Raw genomic sequence first — 20,974 nt, 5'->3', positions numbered from 1 at the left:
GCATGGGTATTGATCTGAACTTCACCAAGGGCCACGGCACCGGGAACGACTTCGTGCTTTTCTCTGATCCCGACGGGCAGATCGACCTTACCCCGAGCCAGATCCGGGCCATCTGCGACCGCCGATTCGGCATCGGTGCCGACGGCATCATCCGCGCGGTGCGCTCCACGAGCCTGGCCGCCGGTGCGATCGCCCTCGCCGAGGACGACGCGGCCGAATGGTTCATGGACTACTGGAACGCCGACGGCACGGTGTCCGAGATGTGCGGCAACGGCATCCGCGTCTACACCCGCTTCCTGGTAGAGCAGGGCCTGACCTCGCTCGACCGCGGCGACACGCTCTGCATCGGCACCCGCGGGGGAGTGCGCGACGTGCAGCGCGGCGCAACCGGCTACCAGGTCGACCTCGGCCGGTGGCGCCTCGACGGTATCGAACCGCTCGTTCGGGCGAAGGACCTGCCCGTGGCCCGCCCCGGTCTCGGCATCAACGTGGGCAACCCGCACGTGGTCGTGGCACTGGCCGACGACGACGAGCTCGCAGGCGTCGACCTCACCTTCGTGCCGCAGCTCGACCCTGACCCGGCGGCCGGGGCGAACATCGAGTTCGTGCTTCCGGGCGATCCGCTCGTCGTGAACGGTGTCGGCCGCATCCGGATGCGCGTGCACGAGCGCGGCAGCGGCGAAACACTTTCCTGCGGTACGGGGGCGGCCGCGGCGGCCCTCGCCACCCGGCACTGGGCAGGCGCGGGTGCCCCGAACCAGTGGCAGGTCGAGGTCACCGGCGGCACGCTCGGCGTGCGCATGTTTCCGACCGAGGACGGCGAGCACGTCTCACTGTCGGGTCCGGCGGAACTCGTGTTCGACGGGGTCTTCCGCCTCGGCTGAGAACTAGCTCGGGGCGATGGGCCGCGACGCGGTCTAGTCCTGGCGTTTCACCCGCAGGACCCGGAAGCCCTTGCTGATGGAGTGCCGTGAGGTGCTGAATTCGGCGGGCAGGTCGCCGTCGAGCCAGCGCTGCAGGGAGTCGGAGCCGAGGTTGCGCTGCACGACGAGCCAGGCATCCGAACCCGGCTCCAGGCGCGGCAGCCAGGTACGCAGCATGGTGTGCAGTTCGGTTTTGCCGACCCGGATCGGGGGATTCGACCAGATGGTGCGGAACGCCACGTGGGCGGGCATCTGATCGGGCCGCACTGCGGTGATGTTGGTGAGGCCGAGCTCCTCCGCGTTCAGCCGCACCAGGTCGAGCGCCCGATCGTTGACGTCGACGGCCCAGATCGTGGCGCGGGGTGAGGCGAGGGCCAAGTGCAGGCTGATCGGACCCCAGCCGCAGCCCAGGTCGAGGAAATCGCCGCCGGGCGGCGGGGTCGGCGCGCTGTTCAAGAGCACCTGGGTGCCGGTGTCGATGTGCTCCGGGCTGAAGACCGAATTGGCTGTGGTCAGCTCGCGCTCTTGGCCTCCCAATCGAACGGTCACCTGGCGGAGTTTCAGGGTGCTGTCGGGTGCCGGGGTGAAGTAGTGGTCGGAAGGCATAGAGGGAACTTACCGTGCATCGAGGAAGTATTGTTAAAGGGATGACTGAGTCACATTTGCCCGACGACACCGACGACGTGGTCGCCCGCGTTCTCGCCAGCGCTGATAGCAAGGCTGCCGGCTATTCGCTTTTCCGCAGCGGCTCCGCGCAGGCTCTGCAGGCCGAATCCGGCCCGTCGCACGACGACGAGGGTCACGACGGCGTGCAGCAGGACCGCGAGGACCGCAACGCGCTGCGCCGCGTGCCCAGCCTCTCCACCGAACTCGAGGACGTCACCGAGGTCGAGTACCGCCAGCTCCGGCTGGAGAACGTCGTTCTGATCGGCCTGTACACGCACGGGACCGTCGCGGACGCCGAGAACTCCATGCGCGAACTCGCCGCGCTGGCCGAGACCGCCGGCGCCACCGTTCTCGACGGCCTCATGCAGCGCCGAGCGAAGCCCGACGCCAGCACCTACCTCGGCAAGGGCAAGGCCGAAGAGGTGGCCGGCATCGTCAAGGCGATGGGCGCCGACACCGTCATCGCCGACACCGAGCTGGCGCCCAGCCAGCGGCGCGCCCTCGAGGACGTCGTCAAGGTGAAGGTCATCGACCGCACCGCCGTGATCCTCGACATCTTCAGTCAGCACGCCAAGAGCCGCGAGGGTAAGGCCCAGGTCGAACTCGCCCAGCTCGAATACCTGCTTCCCCGCCTGCGCGGCTGGGGCGACTCGATGTCCCGCCAGGCCGGAGGCCAGGTGGGCGGCGCCGGTGCGGGCATGGGTTCGCGCGGCCCCGGCGAGACCAAGATCGAGCTGGACCGCCGGCGCATCCACACCCGGATGTCCCGCCTCCGCAAGCAGATCCTCGAGATGAAACCCGCTCGCGAGGCCAAGCGGGCCAACCGCAAGCGCAACGCCGTGCCATCCGTCGCCATCGTCGGCTACACCAACGCCGGCAAGTCGAGCCTGCTCAACCGCATCACCCGGGCCGGCGTGCTCGTCGAGAACTCCCTGTTCGCCACCCTGGACGCCACGGTGCGCAAGTCGACGACGGCCGACGGGCTGCTCTACACGCTGACGGACACCGTCGGGTTCGTGCGGAACCTGCCCCATCAGCTGGTGGAGGCGTTCCGGTCCACCCTCGAGGAGGTCGCCGACGCCAACGTCATCGTGCACGTCGTCGACGGCTCGCATCCTGACCCGGCGAGCCAGCTTGCCACAGTGCGCGAGGTCATCGCCGAGGTCGGCGCCCGGGAGATCCCGGAGGTCGTCGTCTTCAACAAGAGCGACCTGATCAGCGATGATGACGGGCTCGTGCTGCGCGGACTCTGGCCGAAGGGCATTTTCGTCTCGGCCCGCACCGGCGAGGGCATCGAGGAACTGCTCGCGACCATCTCGGACCTGCTGCCGCGGCCGTCGATCAGGCTCGAGTTGCTCATCCCCTACGAGCGGGGCGACCTGATCGCGGTGCTGCACGATCAGGGCACGGTGCTGTCCACCGAGTACGCCGAGACCGGCACCCGGGTTACGGCTCTGGTGACTGATGAGATTCGGGCGCTGTTCGAGCCGTTCGCCGTGCCGCCGGCCGTCACCGGCTGACCCGCCGGCTTCGCTCCGCGTACCTCGGCAGGCCTTCGCTTGCCGATGTCCGCACTCCTCCGGCCTGCCTGAGCCGCTCCGGCGCCAGCTGATGACATATTCGGTCACAGACCTGCCGGGCACCGGGCGTGCTTGTTAGGATCTTCTCAATCGTTGCCGCCGGTCTCCTGACCGGCGGCATGGAGCGACAGCCGAGCCCGGCACCCGCCCGCGAACGCCCGCCTGGCTTACCGGGCGGTCCGCGGTCGCCCGGCCCCCGGTGACTGACACTGGCAACTGTCGAATGAGGAGCAATGCCCCACACCTCGGATCCTGCATGCCGGAAAATCCCGTTCTCATTCGAGTTGTATCCGCCCACATCGGATGCTGCCACCTCCGTGCTGCACGCCACTATCGAGCGGCTGGCCGCGGCCGGCCCGGAATTCATCTCGGTCACCTACGGTGCGAACGGCTCCTCCCGGCGCTCCTCCCTGGACGTGCTCACCCACATCCTGCGCACCACCACCGTGGACCCGCTGGCCCACCTCACCTGCGTGGGCTCGTCCAACGCGGAATCGAGCCAGCTGATCCGGGAGTTTCTGGACGCCGGGGTGCGGAGCTTCCTGGCCCTGCGTGGCGACCCGCCGGAAGGCATTCGGGAGGGTGAGGCCTTCCTCGGCGACCTGGGCAGCGCCGCGGAACTGGTGCAGCTGATCCACCGGGTGCAGGCCGAGCGGGTGCCGTACCGCGAGGCCGTGATCCCGGGACTCCCTGCCGCCCGCACGATCAAGCGGGAACGGGAGAAGGTACGCATCGCCGTGGCCGCCTTCCCGAACGGCCACCCGCGCTCCCGGTCGGCCACTCAGGACATCGACGCGCTCCTGGCCAAGCAGGCCGCCGGCGCCAACCTGGCGATCACGCAACTCTTCTTTCACGCCGACCACTACCTCAGCTTCATCCTGCGAGCCCGTGCCGCCGGGGTCGAATTCCCGATCCTGCCCGGGATCATGCCGGTCACGAGCCCGGCCCGCCTGCGCCGCATCCTCGAGTTGTCCGGCGAGGAACTGCCGTCCGAGCTGGCGATCGCGCTCGAGGTGGAGCCGACGAAGGAAGGCCAGCGTGAGATCGGCATCCGCCAGGCCACCGAACTGGCCCGGGAACTCATCGCCGGCGGTGCCCCCGGGCTGCACCTCTACGCCTTCAACCAGCACGAGACCGTGCTCGCCGTGCTCGACGGCTGCGGTCTGCTCACCCCCACCCTGCCTGCTTCCGCACTGCCTGCCCCTCACCCCGTCAAGGAGAACTCATGATCCATTCTTCCGCCTTTCCCGCCTTTCCCGCCGGCACCATCCTGGGCTACCCGCGCATCGGGCCGCGCCGCCAACTGAAGAAGGCCGTCGAAGCGTTCTGGGCCGGATCGGTCAGCGCCGACGAGCTTGAAGCGACCGCGGCCGCCCTGCGCCAGAGCACCAGGCAGCGCCTCGTGCAGCTGGGACTCGGCCGGGACGACTCGTCCATCCCGGAATCCTTCTCCTACTACGACCAGATGTTGGATGCCCTGTGCACGGTGGGCGCCGTCCCCGCCCGGTTCGCGCATCTGCGGGGCGCGGACGGCCACCTCGACCTGGCCGGCTACTTCACCCTCGCCCGCGGCGAAGGGGAGAATCCGCCGCTGGAGATGACCAAATGGTTCGACACCAACTACCACTACCTGGTGCCGGAGATCGGCCCCGAGACCGAGTTCACCCTCGCCGGCACCCGCCTGGTGCGCGAGTTCGAGGAGGCGAAGGCGGCCGGATTCCTGACCCGGCCCGTCATCGTCGGCCCGGTCACCTTCCTGCTGCTGAGCAAGCCCAGCGACGAGGCCCCGGCCGGATTCAGTCCGCTTGACCGCCTCGACGACCTTGTGCCGGTCTACGCCGCCCTCCTGCAGCGGCTGCGCGCCGCTGGAGCCGAATGGGTGCAGCTCGACGAGCCTGCCCTGGTCAGCGAGAGCATCGACATCCCGAGAACGGATGCCCTCGCCGGCCTCCGCTTCGCCTACAACACCCTCGGCGCCCTCGCCGAGCGTCCCGCCCTGTTTGTCGCCGCGCCGTACGGCAGCCTCGACGACGCCCTACCCGTTCTTGCCATCACCCCGGTGGAAGCCATCGGGCTTGACCTCGTGCGGGGAAGCGTGCCGGCGGAGACCCCCGGACTAAACACGACCACTCTCGTGGCCGGCGTCATTGACGGCCACAATATCTGGCGCGGCGACCTGGCCGCCGCCTTCGACACGGCGGCCGGCCTGGTCCGCCTCTCGCCGCGGATCTCGGTTTCCACCTCAACCTCGCTGCTGCACGTTCCCCACGACGTCGACGACGAATCGGCGCTGGACGACGACCTGAAGACCTGGCTGGCCTTTGCGGATCAGAAGGTCGCGCAGGTTGCCACACTCGCCCGCGGCCTCAGTCTGGGTCGCCGTGCCATCGAGATCGACCTCTCTGCGGCCTCCGCGGCCCTCGACGCGCGGGGGGTGGCTCCCGGAGTCCACGATGGCGCCGTTCGGGTGCGCGCCGACGCGCTCGCTCCGGGCGACTTCACCCGGGGCGCCTACGCAGCCCGAGTGGCAGCCCAGGAGATGGCCCTCGGGCTGCCGTTCCTGCCGACGACCACGATCGGATCCTTCCCGCAGACCGGGGACATCCGTCGGGCCAGGGCGCAGCTGGTACGGGGGGTGCTGAGCACCGCGGACTACCGGGACCTGATGCGCGCCGAAATCCGCCGGGTCGTCTCGCTGCAGGAAGACATCGGCCTCGACGTGATCGTGCACGGGGAGCCGGAACGCAACGACATGGTGCAGTACTTCGCCGAGAACCTGGACGGCTTCGCGGTCACCGAGAACGGCTGGGTGCAGTCCTATGGCAGCCGGTGCGTGCGCCCGTCGATCCTCTGGGGTGACGTGTCCCGGCCGCGGCCCATCACGGTCGAGTGGTCGGCGTTCACGCAGGGGCTGACGCCCAAGCCCGTCAAGGGGATGCTCACCGGTCCGGTCACGATCCTCGCGTGGTCGTTCGTGCGCGACGACCAGCCGCTGGGCGAGACGGCCAGGCAGGTGGCCCTGGCCCTCCGGGACGAGATCGCCGACCTGGAGTCGGCCGGCATTCAGATCGTCCAGGTCGACGAGCCCGCGCTGCGGGAGCTGCTGCCGTTGAAGCAGAAGGACCAGGCGGAATACCTCGACTGGTCGGTGGGGTCCTTCCGCCTGGCGACGGCCGGTGCGGCCGCGGCCACCCAGATCCACACCCACCTCTGCTACTCGGAGTTCGGGGTGGTCATCGACGCGATCCGCAACCTGGACGCCGATGTGACCAGCATCGAGGCGGCACGCTCTCGCATGGAGGTGGTGGGCGATATCCGGTCCCAGGGCTTCGACCACGGTATCGGCCCGGGAGTGTGGGACATCCACTCGCCGCGTGTGCCGAGCGTGTCTGAACTCACCGACCTGCTCGAGCGCGCCGCGGCGGCCATCCCGGCCACCCGGCTCTGGGTGAACCCCGACTGCGGCCTCAAAACCCGCGGCTACACCGAAACCGTCCAGTCCCTGCACAACATGCTCGCCGCCACCCGCATCCTCCGCGCCCGCCTGACCTCCTCCGTCTCCTCCTGACCCCGCCTCCACCCACACAAAAGCCGGGCACGACACCAAGAACAGTGTTCGTGCCCGGCCCACAAGACCCGGCTCACAAGACCCGACCGAAATAACCATGGTGACTCAACACTCGCGCGTCTCCACGACGCTGGTCGAAACCGTCGAGACCAAGAGTCCGCCTGAAATGCTGATGTGCTTGAGTGCTGATGCCCTAAACCGACCGCAGCACTGCCACAACCTTCCCCAGAATCTCGGCGTGATCGCCGACGATGGGTTCGAAGTTGGTGTTGCGGGGCAGTAGCCAGGTGTGCCCGTCGCGCTGGCGGAAGACCTTGACGGTTGCCTCGTTGTCGAGCATGGCTGCAACGATTTCACCGTTTTCGGCGGTCTTCTGCTGCCGCACGACGACCCAGTCTCCGTCCATTATGGCGGCGTCGATCATCGATTCGCCCGACACCTTGAGCATGAACAGATCGCCCTTGCCCACCAGCTGGCGGGGTAGCGGGAAAATCTCGTCGATCTGCTGTTCGGCGGTGATCGGGATGCCGGCGGCGATGCGACCGACGAGCGGAACCATGGCGGCGTCGCCGACCTGCACTCCGGTGTGGAAACTTTCCGAGGCTCCGGCCGTCGTGTCTTCGGGCGACTGCGGAATCTCGATGAGCACCTCCAGTGCTCGGGGACGGTTCGGGTCTCGGCGGAGGTAACCGCTCAGTTCCAGCTGGTTGAGCTGGTGGGTGACGCTCGACAGTGACGACAGGCCGACGGCGTCGCCGATCTCGCGCATGCTCGGCGGATAGCCGCGTTGGCTGACCGAGCGCTGGATGACGTCGAGGATGGCGAGCTGCTTCTCGCTGAGGCTCTTGCGCCGTCTGGTGCCGCCCTTGTCGCGGGGACCGCTGGTGTTCTGTGCCACGTTCGTCGCTCCTCGTTTTGATTGATGCGCTGGCAGCAAGCAGCGAATGCCGCCGATTCACGCGAATGTCGGGGGTGCCTGATTGAGTGTCAATCAACAATCGAAACTGTATCCGCGTTGAGCTCATTAAACAAACATGTATTCGAGTGGGTCGGAATAAATATTTCAGAAACTACCGAATAAGGCTTGATTGTTCGAATAATCGAATATACATTCGGAACATAAGTTCGCATCCGGCTCTCCCGGCCGAGAGTCGGATGCGTCTTCTCACAGGAGGTATCACATGAGCACTGCACTTGAACGAGGCGCCCCCATCGCGACCGGACGCACCCGGCTCCGACTCACCCGGCGCGGTCGCGTCGTTTTCACGTCCCTGGCTGCCTTTCCGCTCGTGGCCGTGGCCCTGGCCGTCGCCCTCAACGGAGGCATCGCCGCCGCCGAGAACTCGACCGTCGCTCACGTGGCCTCGGCCTTCGACTACGTCACCATCAAGTCGGGGCAGTCGCTCTGGCAACTTGCCGAGACAATCGCGCCCACGTCCGATCCGCGCGAGGTGATCGCCGAGATTGTGAGCCTCAATCAGCTGCCGTCCGACAGCGTGCAGCCCGGTCAGCGGCTGGCGCTTCCGAACGACCTGTGAACTACCCGCGGCGAGCCCCCGCCGGTCTCACCCCGGTAATATTGGGGGAGTGACCAGTCTCAACGATCTGCCCCTTCGCGATAATCTGCGCGGACTCACTCCCTATGGGGCGCCGCAGTTGCACGTGCCGGTGGCTCTCAACGTGAACGAGAACACCCACGGCATCCCGGCTGAGGTGGCGCAGGACATCGTGGCGGCGTTGGCCGTGGCGGTCACGACCGTGAACCGATACCCCGATCGGGAGTTCACCGAGCTGCGGGATTCCCTCGCCCGTTATCTCGGTCACGGCCTCACCCGAAAGAACATCTGGGCCGCCAACGGTTCCAACGAGGTTCTTCAGCAGGTGCTGCAGGCCTTCGGCGGCCCGGGTCGGTCCGTGCTCGGCTTCGCGCCGACCTACTCCATGTACCCTCTGCTGGCCTCCGGCACCGGCACCCGCTGGATCGCGGGCGGTCGTGACGCAAAGTTCGAACTCTCCCCGGCCACGGCGCTCGAGTGGGTCGACCGGGTTGCCCCTGACCTCGTCTTCCTCTGCTCGCCGAACAACCCCACCGGCACGCCCCTGTCCCTGGAAACGATCGCGGCCGTCTACGATGCGAGCGACGGCATCGTTGTCGTCGACGAGGCGTACGCCGAGTTCGGGACGGATGACGCGCCAACCGCCCTGAGCCTGCTTCCCGGCCGGGAGCGCCTGCTGGTGTCCCGCACCATGAGCAAGGCGTTCGCCTTCGCCGGTGTGCGCGTCGGCTATCTGGCCGCCGATCCCGCCGTGACGGATGCCCTCCGCCTGGTTCGTCTGCCCTACCACCTGTCCGCGCTCACCCAGGCTGCCGCGGTCGCCGCGCTCGTCCACACGCCCGCGATGCTTGCCATGGTCGACGACATCCGCGGGCAGCGGGACCGCATCGTGAGCGAACTGGCCCGGCTTGGCTACACTCCGCTGCGCAGTGCGAGCAACTTCGTGCTGTTCGGCGGCGTTGAGGACCCTCGGGCCACCTTCGAGGCGCTGCTGGCGGAAGGCATCCTTGTGCGCGACGTCGGCATCCCGGGCCACCTGCGGGTCAGCGCCGGCACCGAGGCCGAGACCACGGCGTTCCTCGACGCCCTCGAGGCGCTTGGGCGGCCGTGAACGGCGCGGGCCAATAAACTAGTCGTATGAGCTTCTCTTTCGCGACCACCTCGCCCCGTTTCGCCCACCTGCAGCGCGAGACCAGCGAGTCGAGCATCGACCTGTCGCTCAATCTCGATGGCACCGGTGAGTCGGACATCCAGACGTCGGTCCCGTTCTTCGATCACCTGCTCACGGCCTTCGCGAAACACTCGTTGACCGACCTCACCGTGCGCGCCCGCGGCGATATCGAGATCGATGTGCACCACACGGTCGAGGACGTCGGCATCTTGCTCGGCCAGGCGATCAAGCAGGCTCTCGGGGACAAATCCGGCATCTCCCGCTACGGTGACGCCGTCGTGCCGCTCGACGAGGCCCTCGTACAGGCCGTCGTCGACATTTCCGGGCGCCCCTACCTCGTGCACCAGGGCGAGCCGGCCGGTTTCGAGTTCCACCTGATCGGCGGCCACTTCACCGGCTCCATGGTGCGCCACGTGTTTGAGGCTATCGCCTTCAACGGCGGCCTCACGGTGCACGTCACCGTGCAGGGCGGCCGCGACCCGCACCACATCGCCGAAGCCGAATTCAAGGCGTTCGCCCGCGCGTTCCGCCAGGCGAAGGCGCTCGACCCGCTGGTGTCCGGCGTCCCCTCGACCAAGGGTGCGCTGTGACCAGCGTCGTTGTCTTCGACTACGGCACCGGAAACGTGCACTCCGCCGTCAAGGCACTCGAACTCGCCGGGGCCGAGGTGACGCTGACCGGCGACCGCCGTCAGGCGCTTGAGGCCGACGGGCTCGTCGTGCCCGGCGTGGGCGCGTTCAGCGCCGTCATGCAGGCTCTGAAGGCGGTGCACGGCGACGAGATCATCGACCGCCGGATCGCGGGCGGACGCCCGGTGCTGGGCATCTGCGTGGGCATGCAGATCATGTTCGAGCACGGCGTCGAACGCGGCGTGGACACGGAGGGGCTGGGCGAATGGCCCGGCACCGTGACGCAGCTGACGGCGCCGGTGCTGCCGCACATGGGCTGGGACACGGTCACGCCGGGGGAGGGCTCGACGCTGTTCCATGGCCTCGAGCAGGAGCGCTTCTACTTCGTGCACTCCTACGCCGCCCAGGAATGGTCCCTCGACGTCATGCCGCCGTTCCCGAAACCGATTCTCACCTGGTCCGAGCACGGACAACCTTTCCTGGCCGCCATCGAGAACGGACCGCTTACCGCCACCCAGTTCCACCCGGAGAAATCCGGTGAGGCAGGCATCCGTCTGCTCCATAACTGGCTCGGCACAGTCAAGAACTGACCTTGACTTTTCCCTGACTGACCCGGTCGCCGCGACCATTCCCAACCGAGGACACCCATGACTGTGCATACCCCTTCCCTCCGTCTCGTTCTGCTGCCCGCCGTGGATGTGGCCGACGGCAAGGCCGTTCGCTTGACCCAGGGCGAAGCCGGCACCGAGACCAACTACGGCGACCCCGTCGACGCGGCACTTGACTGGGCCCGCCAGGGCGCCGAGTGGATCCACCTCGTCGACCTCGACGCGGCCTTCGGTCGCGGCAACAACACGGATGTCATCCGCACTGTGATCCGCGAGGTCACGGGCGTGAAGATCGAGCTCTCCGGCGGGATCCGCGACGACGCGTCGCTGGACGCGGCCCTGAACGCGGGCGTCAGCCGGATCAACCTGGGCACCGCGGCACTGGAGAACCCGGAGTGGGCGGCGCAGGTCATCGCCCGGCACGGGGACGCCGTCGCCGTCGGGCTCGACGTGCGCGGAACCACCCTCGCCGCCCGCGGCTGGACCAGGGAGGGAGGGGACCTCTGGGAGGTGCTAGCCCGTCTCGAGGAGGCTGGCTGCTCGCGCTACGTCGTCACCGATGTGACCAAGGACGGCACGCTGCAAGGCCCCAACATCGACCTGCTCCGCCAGATGATGGAGCGCACTGACCGACCGGTCGTCGCCTCCGGCGGCATCTCCAGCCTCGACGACCTCCGCGCATTGCGCGAACTTGTACCGCTCGGACTCGAGGGCGCGATCGTCGGAAAAGCCCTCTACGCGGGGGCGTTCACCCTGAGCGAGGCGCTGGATGTCGCGGGCGCGTAACCTCGGCTCCACCGGCCTTCCCGGCGGACCCGGAGGGGGCGACTCCGCCGGGCAACCGTGGGAGGGACGACAGTTTGAGCCCAACATGCACAGCGACGACGACGGGCTCGCGCCCGAGCCGCTGCTGGCGGCCGTGCGCCGCTTCCAGGCTCGGGAGGCCGGCGAAGAGACGGTGGTCGACGCCATCCGTGGCTCACGGCTGCTCGTTCCCCTGGTGACCGAACTCGGCCAATCGGGCACCACCGAGGCCGGCCTCCGCGTCGACAAGACCCAGGAACTGTCGATCATCACCGTGGCCGGGCCCGACGGCCGCACGGTGCTTCCCGTGTTCTCCTCGGTCGCGGCGATGACGGCGTGGAACACGCAGGCCCGGCCGGTCCCGGCCGACGGCGTGCGCGTCGCGCTGGCCGCGGCTCAGGAGAACACCGATCTGGTCGTGCTCGATCCGACCGCGCCCACCGAGTTCGTGGTGCGGCGCCCGGCCCTGTGGGCCATCGCCCAGTCCCTGCCCTGGACCCCCAGCTATGCCAGTCGCGACGTCGCGGATGCCTTTGCCGACTCCGTGTCCACCGAACTGAGTGTGCTCGGGGTTGAGCTGGCCCCCGGCGACCCGGCCGCCCGCCTCGCCGGACCGGAACTAATTGTGCGTCTCGAGCTCGTGGACGGCCTGACCCGCATCGAGCTCGACGCGACCCTCGCCCGGCTCGCGGCTCGCTGGTCATCGAGCGACGTCATCGCCACCCAGGTGGACTCCCTCACCGTGCAGCTGCTGCCCTCCGCCTAGGCGGCCTCTTCCATCGTCGGCGGTTCCGGGCTCCGGGTTCCGGGCCCCGCGCTCCGCGTTCCGCCCGCGCCCCCGCCCCCGCCACGAACGAATTCGACGGAGATTGTGGCAAAATCGGTCCTGGATGTCCGGGAAAGCCCGTTTTAGCTCAGAATCTCCGTCGAATTGGTTCGAGTGGCCCGGCTCAGGCGGATCGGCGAGGATAGTCGTATGAACGAGGTTCTGCACCGATTCACCCCGGCCACCCGCGCCTGGTTCGCGCAGGCCTTCGCCGCACCCACCGAGGCCCAGCTCGGGGCGTGGGACGCCATCTCTCGGGGCTCGCACGCGCTGGTGGTGGCCCCCACCGGGTCAGGTAAGACTCTCGCCGCGTTCCTCTGGGCCATCGACCGCCTGGCCGCGGATACTGCGGAGGCCGCAGATGTCTCAGAAGCCTCGGCGCGTCCTGACCGGGTCACCGCGCCGGGAACCCGCGTGCTCTACATCTCGCCGCTCAAGGCGCTCGGCGTCGACGTGGAACGCAATCTGCGGGCCCCGCTGGTGGGCATCGTCCAGGCTGCCGAGCGTCTCGGGTTCGCCCCGCCCCGGGTGACCGTCGGCGTGCGGTCGGGGGACACTCCGGCCACGGAACGCCGAAGCTTGGTCAAAACGCCGCCGGACATCCTGATCACCACGCCAGAATCGCTGTTCCTCATGCTCACCTCGGCGGCGCGGGAATCGTTGCGCGCCGTGGACACGGTCATCATCGACGAGGTGCACGCGGTCGCGGCGAGCAAGCGCGGCGCGCACCTGGCCGTCTCACTGGAACGGCTCGACGACCTGCTCGCCCGCCCGGCCCAGCGCATCGGACTGTCGGCTACCGTGCGACCGGCCGCCGAGGTCGCCCGGTTCCTCGGAGGGTCCGCACCGGTGGAGATCGTCGCACCGGTGTCGACCAAACGATTCGACCTCAGCGTGGTCGTTCCCGTCGACGACATGAGCCAGGTCGGCCCGGCACCGGTGCGGGAGGGTTCGACGGCCGCCGCCGCCCCACAGACCGGGTCCATCTGGCCGCATGTGGAAGAGGCAATCGTCGACGAGGTGCTGGCGCACACCTCCTCGATCGTGTTCGCCAACTCCCGCCGTCTGGCCGAACGGCTGACCGCGCGCTTCAACGAGATCTATGCCCAACGCCTCGAGGACGAGCTCGTGCCCGCCGCGATGCCGGCCGTGATGACCGAGCGGATGCCTGCCCTCGCGCCCGTCGGCACTGCGGCACCCGGCCCGCCGGCCGCGCTCATGGGCGCCAGCGGCCAGAGCGCCGGGGCCGAGCCGCTGCTTGCCCGCGCCCACCACGGGTCCGTCAGCAAGGAGCAGCGCGCACTGATCGAAGACGACCTGAAAGCCGGGCGGCTGCGCTGCGTGGTGGCGACGTCCAGCCTCGAACTCGGCATCGACATGGGCGCCGTCGACCTGGTCGTGCAGGTGGAGTCGCCGCCGTCCGTGGCCAGCGGGCTGCAGCGAATCGGCCGGGCCGGGCACCAGGTGGGCGAGGTCTCCCGGGGCGTGATCTTCCCCAAGCACCGGGCCGATCTCATCCACGCGGCCGTCGCCGCCGAGCGCATGGCCGCCGGCCTGATCGAATCCCTGCAGGTGCCGTCCAACCCACTCGACATCCTCGCCCAGCAGACCGTGGCGGCAACCGCCCTCGAACCCATCCACGCGGAGGAGTGGTTCGACACCGTGCGCCGCAGCGCCCCCTTCCACGCCCTCCCGCGGTCGGCCTACGAGGCCACCCTCGACCTGCTTGCTGGTCGGTATCCCTCCGACCAGTTCGCCGAGCTGCGCCCCCGCATCGTCTGGGACCGGGAGACGGGCATCCTCACCGGGCGCCCGGGCGCGCAACGGCTCGCGGTGACCAGCGGCGGCACGATCCCCGACCGCGGCCTATTCGGCGTCTTCATGGTCGGCGGCGACCAGGCCACCGGCCGCCGGGTGGGGGAGCTCGACGAGGAGATGGTCTACGAGTCCCGGGTCGGCGACGTTTTCGCCCTCGGCACGACGAGCTGGCGTATCCAGGAGATCACCCACGACCGGGTGCTCGTGCTGCCCGCCTTCGGTGAACCGGGGCGGCTGCCGTTCTGGAAGGGCGACGGCCTCGGCCGGCCGGCCGAGCTCGGTGAGGCGATCGGTGCGTTCCTGCGCGAGGTCTCGGCGCTCCCCGACGCGGAGGCCCGGGTACGCTGCCGGGCCAGCGGCCTCGACGAGCGGGCCGTTGACAACCTCCTGACCTTCCTCGCCGAGCAGCGCGCCGCGACCGGTCAGGTCCCGACCGACCGCACCCTCCTCGTCGAGCGGTTCCGAGACGAGCTCGGCGACTGGCGGGTGGTGCTGCACTCCCCGTTCGGCCTGCAGGTGCACGCGCCCTGGGCCCTCGCCGTGGGCGCCCGGGTGCGGGAGCGCTACGGTCTCGACGGGGCCTGCGTGGCCAGTGACGACGGCATCGTCGTGCGCATCCCCGACACCGAGTCCGACCCACCCGGAAGCTCCCTCTTCGTCTTCGACCCGACCGAGCTCGAACAGATGGTCACCGACGAAGTCGGCGGGTCGGCCCTGTTCGCCGCCCGGTTCCGCGAGTGCGCCGCGCGGGCACTGCTGCTCCCGCGCTACAACCCGGGCCGGCGGTCACCGCTCTGGCAGCAGCGCCAGAAGGCCGCGCAGCTGCTCGACGTGGCCCGCACCTTCCCGACCTTCCCGATCATCCTCGAAACCGTGCGCGAGTGCCTGCAGGACGTCTACGACCTGCCCGCCCTCTTGGCCCTCACCCGCCGCATCGACAGTCGCACCCTGCGCCTGGTCGAGACCCAGACGGATGCCGCGAGCCCGTTCGCGAGCACCCTCCTCTTCGGCTACGTGGCCGCGTTCATGTACGAGGGAGATTCCCCGCTCGCCGAGCGGCGCGCCACCGCCCTCTCGCTCGATTCCAGCCTGCTGGCCGAGTTGCTCGGTCGGGTGGAGCTGCGCGAGCTGCTCGACCCGGCCGTGATCGAGCAGACCGACCTGGAACTGCAGCGGCTGCCGGCCGACCGGAAGGCGCGCGGAGTCGAGGGCATCGCCGACCTGCTCCGCGGCCTCGGACCGCTCACCACGGCGGAGGTGGCCGCCCGCCTCGACCCCGCCGTGTCACCGGGCGCCGCCGAGGGCCTGCAGGTGCTTTTCGACGCCCGGCGCATCATCCCGGTCGGTTTCGCCGGGCAGCAGTGGTGGGCGGCCATCGAAGACGCCGCCCGGCTTCGCGACGCCCTCGGCGTCCCCCTGCCGCAGGGGGTCCCGGCCGTGTTCACCGAGCCGGTGCCGGACCCGCTCGGCGACCTGGTCAGCCGGTACGCCCGCACCCACGGCCCGTTCACTCTCACCGACGTGGCCGCGCGCTTCGGGCTCGGTCCGGCCGTGGCGCTCGTCGCCCTCCGGCGGCTGGCCGGGGCCCGCCGCCTCCTCGAGGGCGAGTTCCGGCCGCACGGCACCGGCAGCGAGTGGTGCGACGCCGAGGTGCTGAGGCGCCTCCGCCGCCGCTCCCTGGCCGCGCTCCGGCACGAGGTCGAGCCGGTCGACCAGGTCACAATGGGCCGGTTCCTGCCGGCCTGGCAGCATGTGGGCGGGCGCCTGCGCGGGATCGACGGGGTCGCATCCGTGATCGAACAGTTGGAGGGGGCGCGCATCCCGGCATCCGCCTGGGAGACGCTTGTGCTGCCCTCCCGCGTCGCAGACTACCGGCCGGGCATGCTCGACGAGCTCACCAACACGGGCGAGGTGCTCTGGGCCGGCGCCGGCACGCTGGCCGGCAACGACGGCTGGATCAGCATGCACCTGCGCGACACGGCGCCGCTCACCCTGCCGCTGCCCACCCCGCTGGAGACCACTGCGCTCCAGCAGGAGATTCTGACCACCCTGGCCGGCGGCGGGGCCTTCTTCTTCCGTCAACTCGCGGATGCCGTCGGCAGCCAGGACGACGCCGGCCTCGCCGCCGCCCTCTGGGACCTGGTCTGGGCGGGACTGGTGGGCAACGACACCTTCGCCCCCGTACGCGCCCTGCTCTCCGGCGGGCGCGCGGCGCACAGCACCCGCCGGGCCGCCCCGCGAGCCCGGCTGCACGGCGGCCGCATCCCCGCGCGTGGCACCCTCCCGTCCCGCACCGGGCCACCGACCGTATCCGGGCGCTGGTCGATCGTTCCGGTCGCCGATGACTCGCCCACCCGTCGGGCGCACGCCCTTGGCGAGACCCTGCTCGAACGCTACGGCGTCGTCACCCGGGGTTCGGTGATGGGGGAGGGCGTGACGGGCGGCTTCGCCCTCGTCTACCGCACCCTCAGCGGCTTCGAGGAGATGGGGCGGTGCCGGCGCGGCTACTTCATCGAGGGTCTCGGGGCCGCCCAGTTCGCCACGGTCGGCACGATCGACCGGCTGCGCTCCTACGTCGCCGAGGCACAGCATCCGGAACCGGTGGCGATCACCCTCGCCGCAACCGACCCGGCGAACCCCTACGGCTCGGTGCTGCCCTGGCCTCCGCTGCCCGAGGGCACCGGGCACCGCCCCGGACGGAAGGCCGGCGCGCTGGTCGTGCTCGTCGACGGGGCTCTGGTGCTCTACGTCGAACGCGGCGGCAAGACCGTGCTCGCGTTCGACGGGGCGGCCGGAAACGGAGCGGCCGGGAACAAAGCGGCCGGGAATGGTGCCGACGGGAACCGTGCCGATGGGAACCGTGAACCCGCCGTCGAAAATGGCGGACCGACTGCGGTCCTGACCCTCGCCGCGGCGACCCTTGCCGGCACGGTCACCGCTAGGCGGGTTCCGAAGCTCGGCGTGGAGACCGTCAACGGCGTGTTCGTGATCGGAACAGCGGTGGGCACCGCCCTGCTCGCGGCCGGATTTGGCGTAACCCCGCGGGGAGTGAAGCTGCATGCCTGAGGGTGACACCGTCTACCGCACCGCGTGGAACCTCGACCAGGCCCTGCACGGAGCCCGGCTCACCCGCTGCGACGTGCGGGTGCCGGCGTTCGCCACCGTCGACCTGACCGGGCAGACCGTGCACGAGGTTCTCAGTCGCGGGAAGCACCTGCTGATGCGCGTAGGGGAGGCCAGCATCCACTCTCACCTGAAAATGGAGGGGTCGTGGCACCTCTACCGTCATGGGAGCGCCTGGCGCCGCCCCGCGTTCCAGGCGCGCATCGTTCTCGAGACGGTGGAGTGGGTGGCTGTGGGCTTCGAACTCGGGCTGCTCGAGGTGGTGCCGCTCAATCAGGAGGCCGCGCTCCTCGACTACCTCGGACCTGACCTCCTCGGCCCCGACTGGGATGCGGCCGAAGCCGTGCGTCGCCTCGAATCACGTCCCGCGCAACCCATCGCGGTGGCGCTCGCCGACCAGGGCAACCTCGCCGGGCTCGGCAACGTTTACGTGAACGAGCTGGGTTTTCTTCGCGGCCTGCTGCCGTCCCGGCCGGTGGCCGAGGTGACGGATGTCCTGGGCCTCGTCGCCCTCGCCCGCCGCCTGATCCTGGCGAACCGTGACCGCACGGAGCGGATCACGACCGGCAATGCCCGGCGCGGCATGCAGAGCTGGGTCTACGGCCGCGCCGGCCAGCCCTGCAGGCGCTGCGGTACCGCGGTCGAGCAGGGCCGGCTCGGCCGCACCGAGCTCGAATTGCGGGTCACCTACTGGTGCCCGCGCTGCCAGACCTGAGCTCGTGGCCCCGTAGCGGCTCTGGCCCGAACCAATTCGACCACAGAAACCCCCGCCGGAGTCGACTGGTTTTCCACGGTGCTAGGTCACTTCAGGGAGCCGCACCGCGACCCATCCGAGCCGGCTGTTCGTCCCTAGTTGACCGGCCCGGTGAACTTTTCGCCCGGACCCTGGCCGATCGCGTCGGGGATGGCCGAGGCCTCCCGGAAGGCCAGCTGCAGCGATCGCAGACCGTCGCGCAGGCTGCGCGCGTGCATGTCGGCGATGTCGGGGGCCGCGGCGGTGATCAGGCCGGCGAGGGCCGTGATCAGCTTGCGCGCCTCGTCGAGGTCGGTCTGGTTCTCCGGGTCGTCGGCCAGGCCCACCTTGACCGCGGCGGCGCTCATCAGGTGAACGGATGCCGTCGTGATGATCTCCACGGCCGGCACGTCGGCGATATCGCGTGTTGCCTGGGCTGCATCCTGCTCGTTGCTGTTGGTCACTGCATTCCTCTGTTAGACTCGACCGGGCTCCGAGATGCAAGTCTCGGTACGAAAGTGGATAATCTCCCACCCGCGCATACCGCTTCATATAGGTTACCGGGTAGTTGCACTCCGCCTTCGCGGCGCTGGACTCCAACAGGAATCCGCTCCGCGTGGGTAGACAGGGTGTCGTCTGTGGTATTCGGGTAGTTTTCTCCGACAATCCAGACGCGTTTTTCCTCTCTTCGTCTCCGGGCGACATCCGTCTCCTGGCTGTAGCCACGATGCATGAGAAGAGGAGAGACGCATCAGCGATCCCCGTACAAATGACCGTATCCGCGTCCCCGAAGTCCGTCTCGTTGGTCCTAACGGCGAGCAGGTTGGGGTCGTGGCCATCGATGTTGCGCTGCGCCTTGCACAGGAGGCCGATCTTGACCTCGTCGAGGTTGCACCGACCTCGAAGCCGCCCGTTGCCAAGATCATGGACTACGGCAAGTTCAAGTACGAGGCTGCGCAGAAGGCCAAGGAGGCCCGGCGCAACCAGGCGAACACGATCCTGAAAGAGGTTCGTTTCCGTCTCAAGATTGATAAGCACGACTACGAGACCAAGCGCAAGCGCGCCGAGGGCTTCCTGAAGGCCGGTGACAAGGTCAAGGCCATGATTCTGTTCCGTGGCCGCGAACAGTCCCGTCCCGACCAGGGCGTACGTCTGCTCCAAAAATTTGCCGAGGATGTCGCCGAGTTCGGTTCCGTGGAATCGAGCCCGACCATTGACGGTCGAAACATGGTCATGGTCGTTGGCCCGCTGAAGAACAAAGCGGAAGCCAAGGCCGAGATCAACGCACACAAGGCTGCCGATCGGGCAGAAAAGGTTGCCGACAAGGCTGACAAAGTTGCTGATAAGGCAGCGAAACTGGAGGAAAAAGATGCCTAAGATGAAGACCCACTCCGGGACGAAGAAACGCTTCAAGGTCACCGGTTCCGGCAAGATCATGAAGCAGCAGGCCGGCCTGCGCCACAACCTCGAGGTCAAGAGCACCCAGCGCAAGTCCCGCCTGAACCACGACCAGGTGCTGGCCAAGGCCGACACCAAGGTCATCAAGAAGCTTCTCGGTCGCTAGACCCGTACCCCGTAAGGAACTAAGAAAATGGCAAGAGTCAAGAGGGCCGTAAACGCCCATAAGAGCCGTCGCGTTATTCTCGAGCGCGCCAAGGGTTACCGCGGTCAGCGCTCGCGTCTGGTCACCAAAGCCAAGGAGCAGCTCACTCACTCCTTTACCTATAGCTACCGTGACCGTCGTGCACGCAAGGGTGACTTCCGTCGCCTGTGGATCCAGCGGATCAACGCTGCGTCCCGCGCGAACGGCCTGACCTACAACCGTCTGATCCAGGGTCTCGCCCTGGCCGGCATTCAGGTCGACCGTCGCATCCTGGCCGAGCTGGCCGTCAACGAGCCCGCCACGTTCGCGGCCATCGTCGAGAGCGCCAAGGCAGCACTGCCCGCCGACACGTCGGCACCCCGGGTCGCCGCGTAGCTGTCAGCCGGCACCAGCACTATCACGCACTCTCCACGGGAGCGGGCCCCGCGCCCGCTCCCGTTTTGCGTGCCCGGGGCCGGTTCGCCGGGTCGCCGCGTGTGCCCCGAGCGGGAACACAGCCGCCCCGCCCCGGCAAGTAAGCTGGAGGCATGTTAGATAATCCCCGTTCTCCGCGCGTGCGGGCTGTCGCGAAACTGGCGAATCGAGCCGCTCGCTCCGAGGCGGGGCTGTTCCTCCTGGAAGGCCCCCAGTCGGTCTCCGAGGCCCTCAACTTCCGGCCCGACCTTGTTGTGGAGCTCTTCGTGACCCCCACCGCCCTCGAGCGGCACCCCGAGATCGCCCAGGTCGCCCAAGAGGTGGGCGCCGAGCTCGAATTCGTCACCGAGCAGGTGCTCGAAACGATGGCCGACACGGTCACGCCGCAGGGTTTCATCGCGGTGTGCCGTCAGTTTCCCACCTCGGTCAAGGACATCTTCGCCAACGAGCCCAAGCTCATCGCCATCCTCGAAGAGGTGCGCGACCCCGGAAACGCCGGCACCATCATCCGTGCCGCGGATGCCGCCGGCGCCGACGCCGTGATCCTCACCGGCCGCAGCGTGGACCTGTACAACCCGAAGGTCGTGCGCTCCTCGACCGGCTCGATCTTCCACCTCCCCGTCGCCGTCAGCGCGACGCTCTCCGACGTGCGCGAACGGGCCCGGTCCGCCGGCCTGCAGATCTTCGCCGCCGACGTCAAGGGCACCGATTTGCTCGCTGCCCGCACCGAGGGGCTTCTGGTCGCTCCGACGGCGTGGCTGTTCGGCAACGAAGCCCGCGGACTGACCGACGAAGATCTCGCCGTGGTCGACCGGTCCATTTCTGTTCCCATCTACGGTCACGCCGAATCGATGAACTTGGCGACGGCCGCCAGTGTTTGCCTGTATGAAAGCGCATTTGCTCAGCGCAGCTGATTATCACAGCTCGGTAACCACCGGCTTGGTGGTTCTGA

The 20,974-nt window shown here is 68.7% G+C and carries 19 protein-coding genes; 16 read left to right on the top strand and 3 right to left on the bottom strand.

The genetic code is table 11. The features are described 5' to 3' along the window. The first annotated feature begins 2 nt into the window (after nt 1–2). Nucleotides 3–884, top strand: a complete 882-nt coding sequence (dapF, locus tag E3T34_RS03525; RefSeq protein ID WP_104101188.1) for a diaminopimelate epimerase — start codon at nt 3–5, stop codon at nt 882–884. Between the two features lie 33 nt (nt 885–917). Here the strand turns inward: dapF and E3T34_RS03520 are convergent, their stop codons facing one another. Next, nucleotides 918–1,529: a class I SAM-dependent methyltransferase gene (locus E3T34_RS03520; RefSeq protein WP_134342201.1), complete on the bottom strand. Its 612-nt coding sequence runs from the start codon at nt 1,527–1,529 to the stop codon at nt 918–920. Nucleotides 1,530–1,570: 41 nt separating this feature from the next. On the opposite strand from E3T34_RS03520, the gene hflX reads away from it, so the two are divergent. The 3 genes from hflX (at nt 1,571) to metE (ending at nt 6,737) form a co-directional block, all read left to right on the top strand. Next, on the top strand, nt 1,571–3,109 hold the full coding sequence (gene hflX, locus E3T34_RS03515; protein ID WP_104101193.1) for a GTPase HflX: 1,539 nt from the start codon (nt 1,571–1,573) through the stop codon (nt 3,107–3,109). A 293-nt stretch (nt 3,110–3,402) separates the two neighbouring features. Continuing rightward, nucleotides 3,403–4,398 carry a methylenetetrahydrofolate reductase gene (locus tag E3T34_RS03510; RefSeq protein ID WP_134342200.1) on the top strand — a complete coding sequence of 332 codons (996 nt, stop codon included), beginning with the start codon at nt 3,403–3,405 and terminating at the stop codon, nt 4,396–4,398. Next, nucleotides 4,395–6,737 (top strand): 5-methyltetrahydropteroyltriglutamate--homocysteine S-methyltransferase, encoded by a 2,343-nt coding sequence (metE, locus tag E3T34_RS03505; protein ID WP_134342199.1) that lies wholly within the window; start codon nt 4,395–4,397, stop codon nt 6,735–6,737. Before E3T34_RS03510 ends, metE begins: the two co-directional genes overlap by 4 nt. A gap of 193 nt (nt 6,738–6,930) precedes the next feature. Here metE and lexA read toward each other — a convergent pair whose 3' ends face one another. After that, the gene (gene lexA / locus E3T34_RS03500; protein WP_104101199.1) at nt 6,931–7,635 is read right to left on the bottom strand and encodes a transcriptional repressor LexA; all 705 of its coding nucleotides are present in this window, start codon (nt 7,633–7,635) and stop codon (nt 6,931–6,933) included. 283 nt (nt 7,636–7,918) lie between these two features. On the opposite strand from lexA, the gene E3T34_RS03495 reads away from it, so the two are divergent. From E3T34_RS03495 to E3T34_RS03460, 8 genes are all read left to right on the top strand, one after another. Then, nucleotides 7,919–8,275, top strand: a complete 357-nt coding sequence (locus E3T34_RS03495) for a LysM peptidoglycan-binding domain-containing protein (RefSeq protein ID WP_104101202.1) — start codon at nt 7,919–7,921, stop codon at nt 8,273–8,275. Between the two features lie 49 nt (nt 8,276–8,324). Further along, nucleotides 8,325–9,404: a histidinol-phosphate transaminase gene (locus E3T34_RS03490; RefSeq protein ID WP_104101204.1), complete on the top strand. Its 1,080-nt coding sequence runs from the start codon at nt 8,325–8,327 to the stop codon at nt 9,402–9,404. A gap of 26 nt (nt 9,405–9,430) precedes the next feature. Then, nucleotides 9,431–10,054 carry an imidazoleglycerol-phosphate dehydratase HisB gene (gene hisB / locus E3T34_RS03485; RefSeq protein WP_104101207.1) on the top strand — a complete coding sequence of 208 codons (624 nt, stop codon included), beginning with the start codon at nt 9,431–9,433 and terminating at the stop codon, nt 10,052–10,054. Continuing rightward, nucleotides 10,051–10,683, top strand: coding sequence for an imidazole glycerol phosphate synthase subunit HisH (hisH, locus tag E3T34_RS03480; protein WP_104101211.1), 633 nt, complete (start codon nt 10,051–10,053; stop codon nt 10,681–10,683). The genes hisB and hisH overlap by 4 nt, the downstream gene beginning before the upstream one ends. Before the next feature lie 57 nt (nt 10,684–10,740). Next, a complete protein-coding gene (priA, locus tag E3T34_RS03475; RefSeq protein ID WP_134342198.1) occupies nt 10,741–11,487 on the top strand; it encodes a bifunctional 1-(5-phosphoribosyl)-5-((5-phosphoribosylamino)methylideneamino)imidazole-4-carboxamide isomerase/phosphoribosylanthranilate isomerase PriA in 747 nt (248 codons plus the stop codon). Beyond that, nucleotides 11,471–12,271: an SseB family protein gene (locus E3T34_RS03470; RefSeq protein WP_104101218.1), complete on the top strand. Its 801-nt coding sequence runs from the start codon at nt 11,471–11,473 to the stop codon at nt 12,269–12,271. The genes priA and E3T34_RS03470 overlap by 17 nt, the downstream gene beginning before the upstream one ends. 210 nt (nt 12,272–12,481) lie before the next feature. Beyond that, a complete protein-coding gene (locus tag E3T34_RS03465) occupies nt 12,482–17,215 on the top strand; it encodes an ATP-dependent helicase (RefSeq protein WP_134342197.1) in 4,734 nt (1,577 codons plus the stop codon). Continuing rightward, nucleotides 17,208–17,987, top strand: a complete 780-nt coding sequence (locus E3T34_RS03460; protein WP_104101222.1) for a DNA-formamidopyrimidine glycosylase family protein — start codon at nt 17,208–17,210, stop codon at nt 17,985–17,987. The genes E3T34_RS03465 and E3T34_RS03460 overlap by 8 nt, the downstream gene beginning before the upstream one ends. A gap of 134 nt (nt 17,988–18,121) precedes the next feature. Here E3T34_RS03460 and E3T34_RS03455 read toward each other — a convergent pair whose 3' ends face one another. Next, entirely contained in the window at nt 18,122–18,469 is a 348-nt protein-coding gene (locus E3T34_RS03455) for a DUF1844 domain-containing protein (protein ID WP_104101224.1), read from the bottom strand. 286 nt (nt 18,470–18,755) lie between these two features. On the opposite strand from E3T34_RS03455, the gene infC reads away from it, so the two are divergent. The 4 genes from infC to E3T34_RS03435 all read left to right on the top strand — a co-directional run bounded on the left by infC (nt 18,756) and on the right by E3T34_RS03435 (nt 20,936). Further along, on the top strand, nt 18,756–19,382 hold the full coding sequence (infC, locus tag E3T34_RS03450) for a translation initiation factor IF-3 (RefSeq protein WP_104101226.1): 627 nt from the start codon (nt 18,756–18,758) through the stop codon (nt 19,380–19,382). After that, nucleotides 19,375–19,569 carry a 50S ribosomal protein L35 gene (gene rpmI / locus E3T34_RS03445; protein ID WP_104101228.1) on the top strand — a complete coding sequence of 65 codons (195 nt, stop codon included), beginning with the start codon at nt 19,375–19,377 and terminating at the stop codon, nt 19,567–19,569. The genes infC and rpmI overlap by 8 nt, the downstream gene beginning before the upstream one ends. Before the next feature lie 27 nt (nt 19,570–19,596). After that, complete coding sequence (rplT, locus tag E3T34_RS03440; RefSeq protein ID WP_104101231.1) at nt 19,597–19,983, top strand: 50S ribosomal protein L20; 387 nt, start codon at nt 19,597–19,599, stop codon at nt 19,981–19,983. A 152-nt stretch (nt 19,984–20,135) separates the two neighbouring features. Further along, entirely contained in the window at nt 20,136–20,936 is an 801-nt protein-coding gene (locus tag E3T34_RS03435; protein ID WP_104101233.1) for an RNA methyltransferase, read from the top strand. Nucleotides 20,937–20,974: the final 38 nt, after the last annotated feature.

The organism is Cryobacterium sp. TMT1-62, from assembly GCF_004403145.1.
Taxonomy (GTDB): domain Bacteria; phylum Actinomycetota; class Actinomycetes; order Actinomycetales; family Microbacteriaceae; genus Cryobacterium; species Cryobacterium sandaracinum.
Note: the sequence above shows the minus strand (reverse complement) of the source record. Positions and strands in the feature narration are given on the sequence as shown.

Excerpts from the sequence above, each read along its gene's own strand:
- E3T34_RS03470 (WP_104101218.1), top strand. The coding sequence starts at position 11,471 with ATGTCGCGGGCGCGTAACCTCGGCTCCACCGGCCTTCCCGGCGGACCC.
- E3T34_RS03465 (WP_134342197.1), top strand. The coding sequence starts at position 12,482 with ATGAACGAGGTTCTGCACCGATTCACCCCGGCCACCCGCGCCTGGTTC.
- priA (WP_134342198.1), top strand. The coding sequence starts at position 10,741 with ATGACTGTGCATACCCCTTCCCTCCGTCTCGTTCTGCTGCCCGCCGTG.
- E3T34_RS03520 (WP_134342201.1), bottom strand. The coding sequence starts at position 1,529 with ATGCCTTCCGACCACTACTTCACCCCGGCACCCGACAGCACCCTGAAA.
- E3T34_RS03495 (WP_104101202.1), top strand. The coding sequence starts at position 7,919 with ATGAGCACTGCACTTGAACGAGGCGCCCCCATCGCGACCGGACGCACC.
- hflX (WP_104101193.1), top strand. The coding sequence starts at position 1,571 with ATGACTGAGTCACATTTGCCCGACGACACCGACGACGTGGTCGCCCGC.
- rpmI (WP_104101228.1), top strand. The coding sequence starts at position 19,375 with ATGCCTAAGATGAAGACCCACTCCGGGACGAAGAAACGCTTCAAGGTC.
- E3T34_RS03510 (WP_134342200.1), top strand. The coding sequence starts at position 3,403 with ATGCCCCACACCTCGGATCCTGCATGCCGGAAAATCCCGTTCTCATTC.
- hisB (WP_104101207.1), top strand. The coding sequence starts at position 9,431 with ATGAGCTTCTCTTTCGCGACCACCTCGCCCCGTTTCGCCCACCTGCAG.
- dapF (WP_104101188.1), top strand. The coding sequence starts at position 3 with ATGGGTATTGATCTGAACTTCACCAAGGGCCACGGCACCGGGAACGAC.
- E3T34_RS03435 (WP_104101233.1), top strand. The coding sequence starts at position 20,136 with ATGTTAGATAATCCCCGTTCTCCGCGCGTGCGGGCTGTCGCGAAACTG.
- rplT (WP_104101231.1), top strand. The coding sequence starts at position 19,597 with ATGGCAAGAGTCAAGAGGGCCGTAAACGCCCATAAGAGCCGTCGCGTT.
- metE (WP_134342199.1), top strand. The coding sequence starts at position 4,395 with ATGATCCATTCTTCCGCCTTTCCCGCCTTTCCCGCCGGCACCATCCTG.
- E3T34_RS03460 (WP_104101222.1), top strand. The coding sequence starts at position 17,208 with ATGCCTGAGGGTGACACCGTCTACCGCACCGCGTGGAACCTCGACCAG.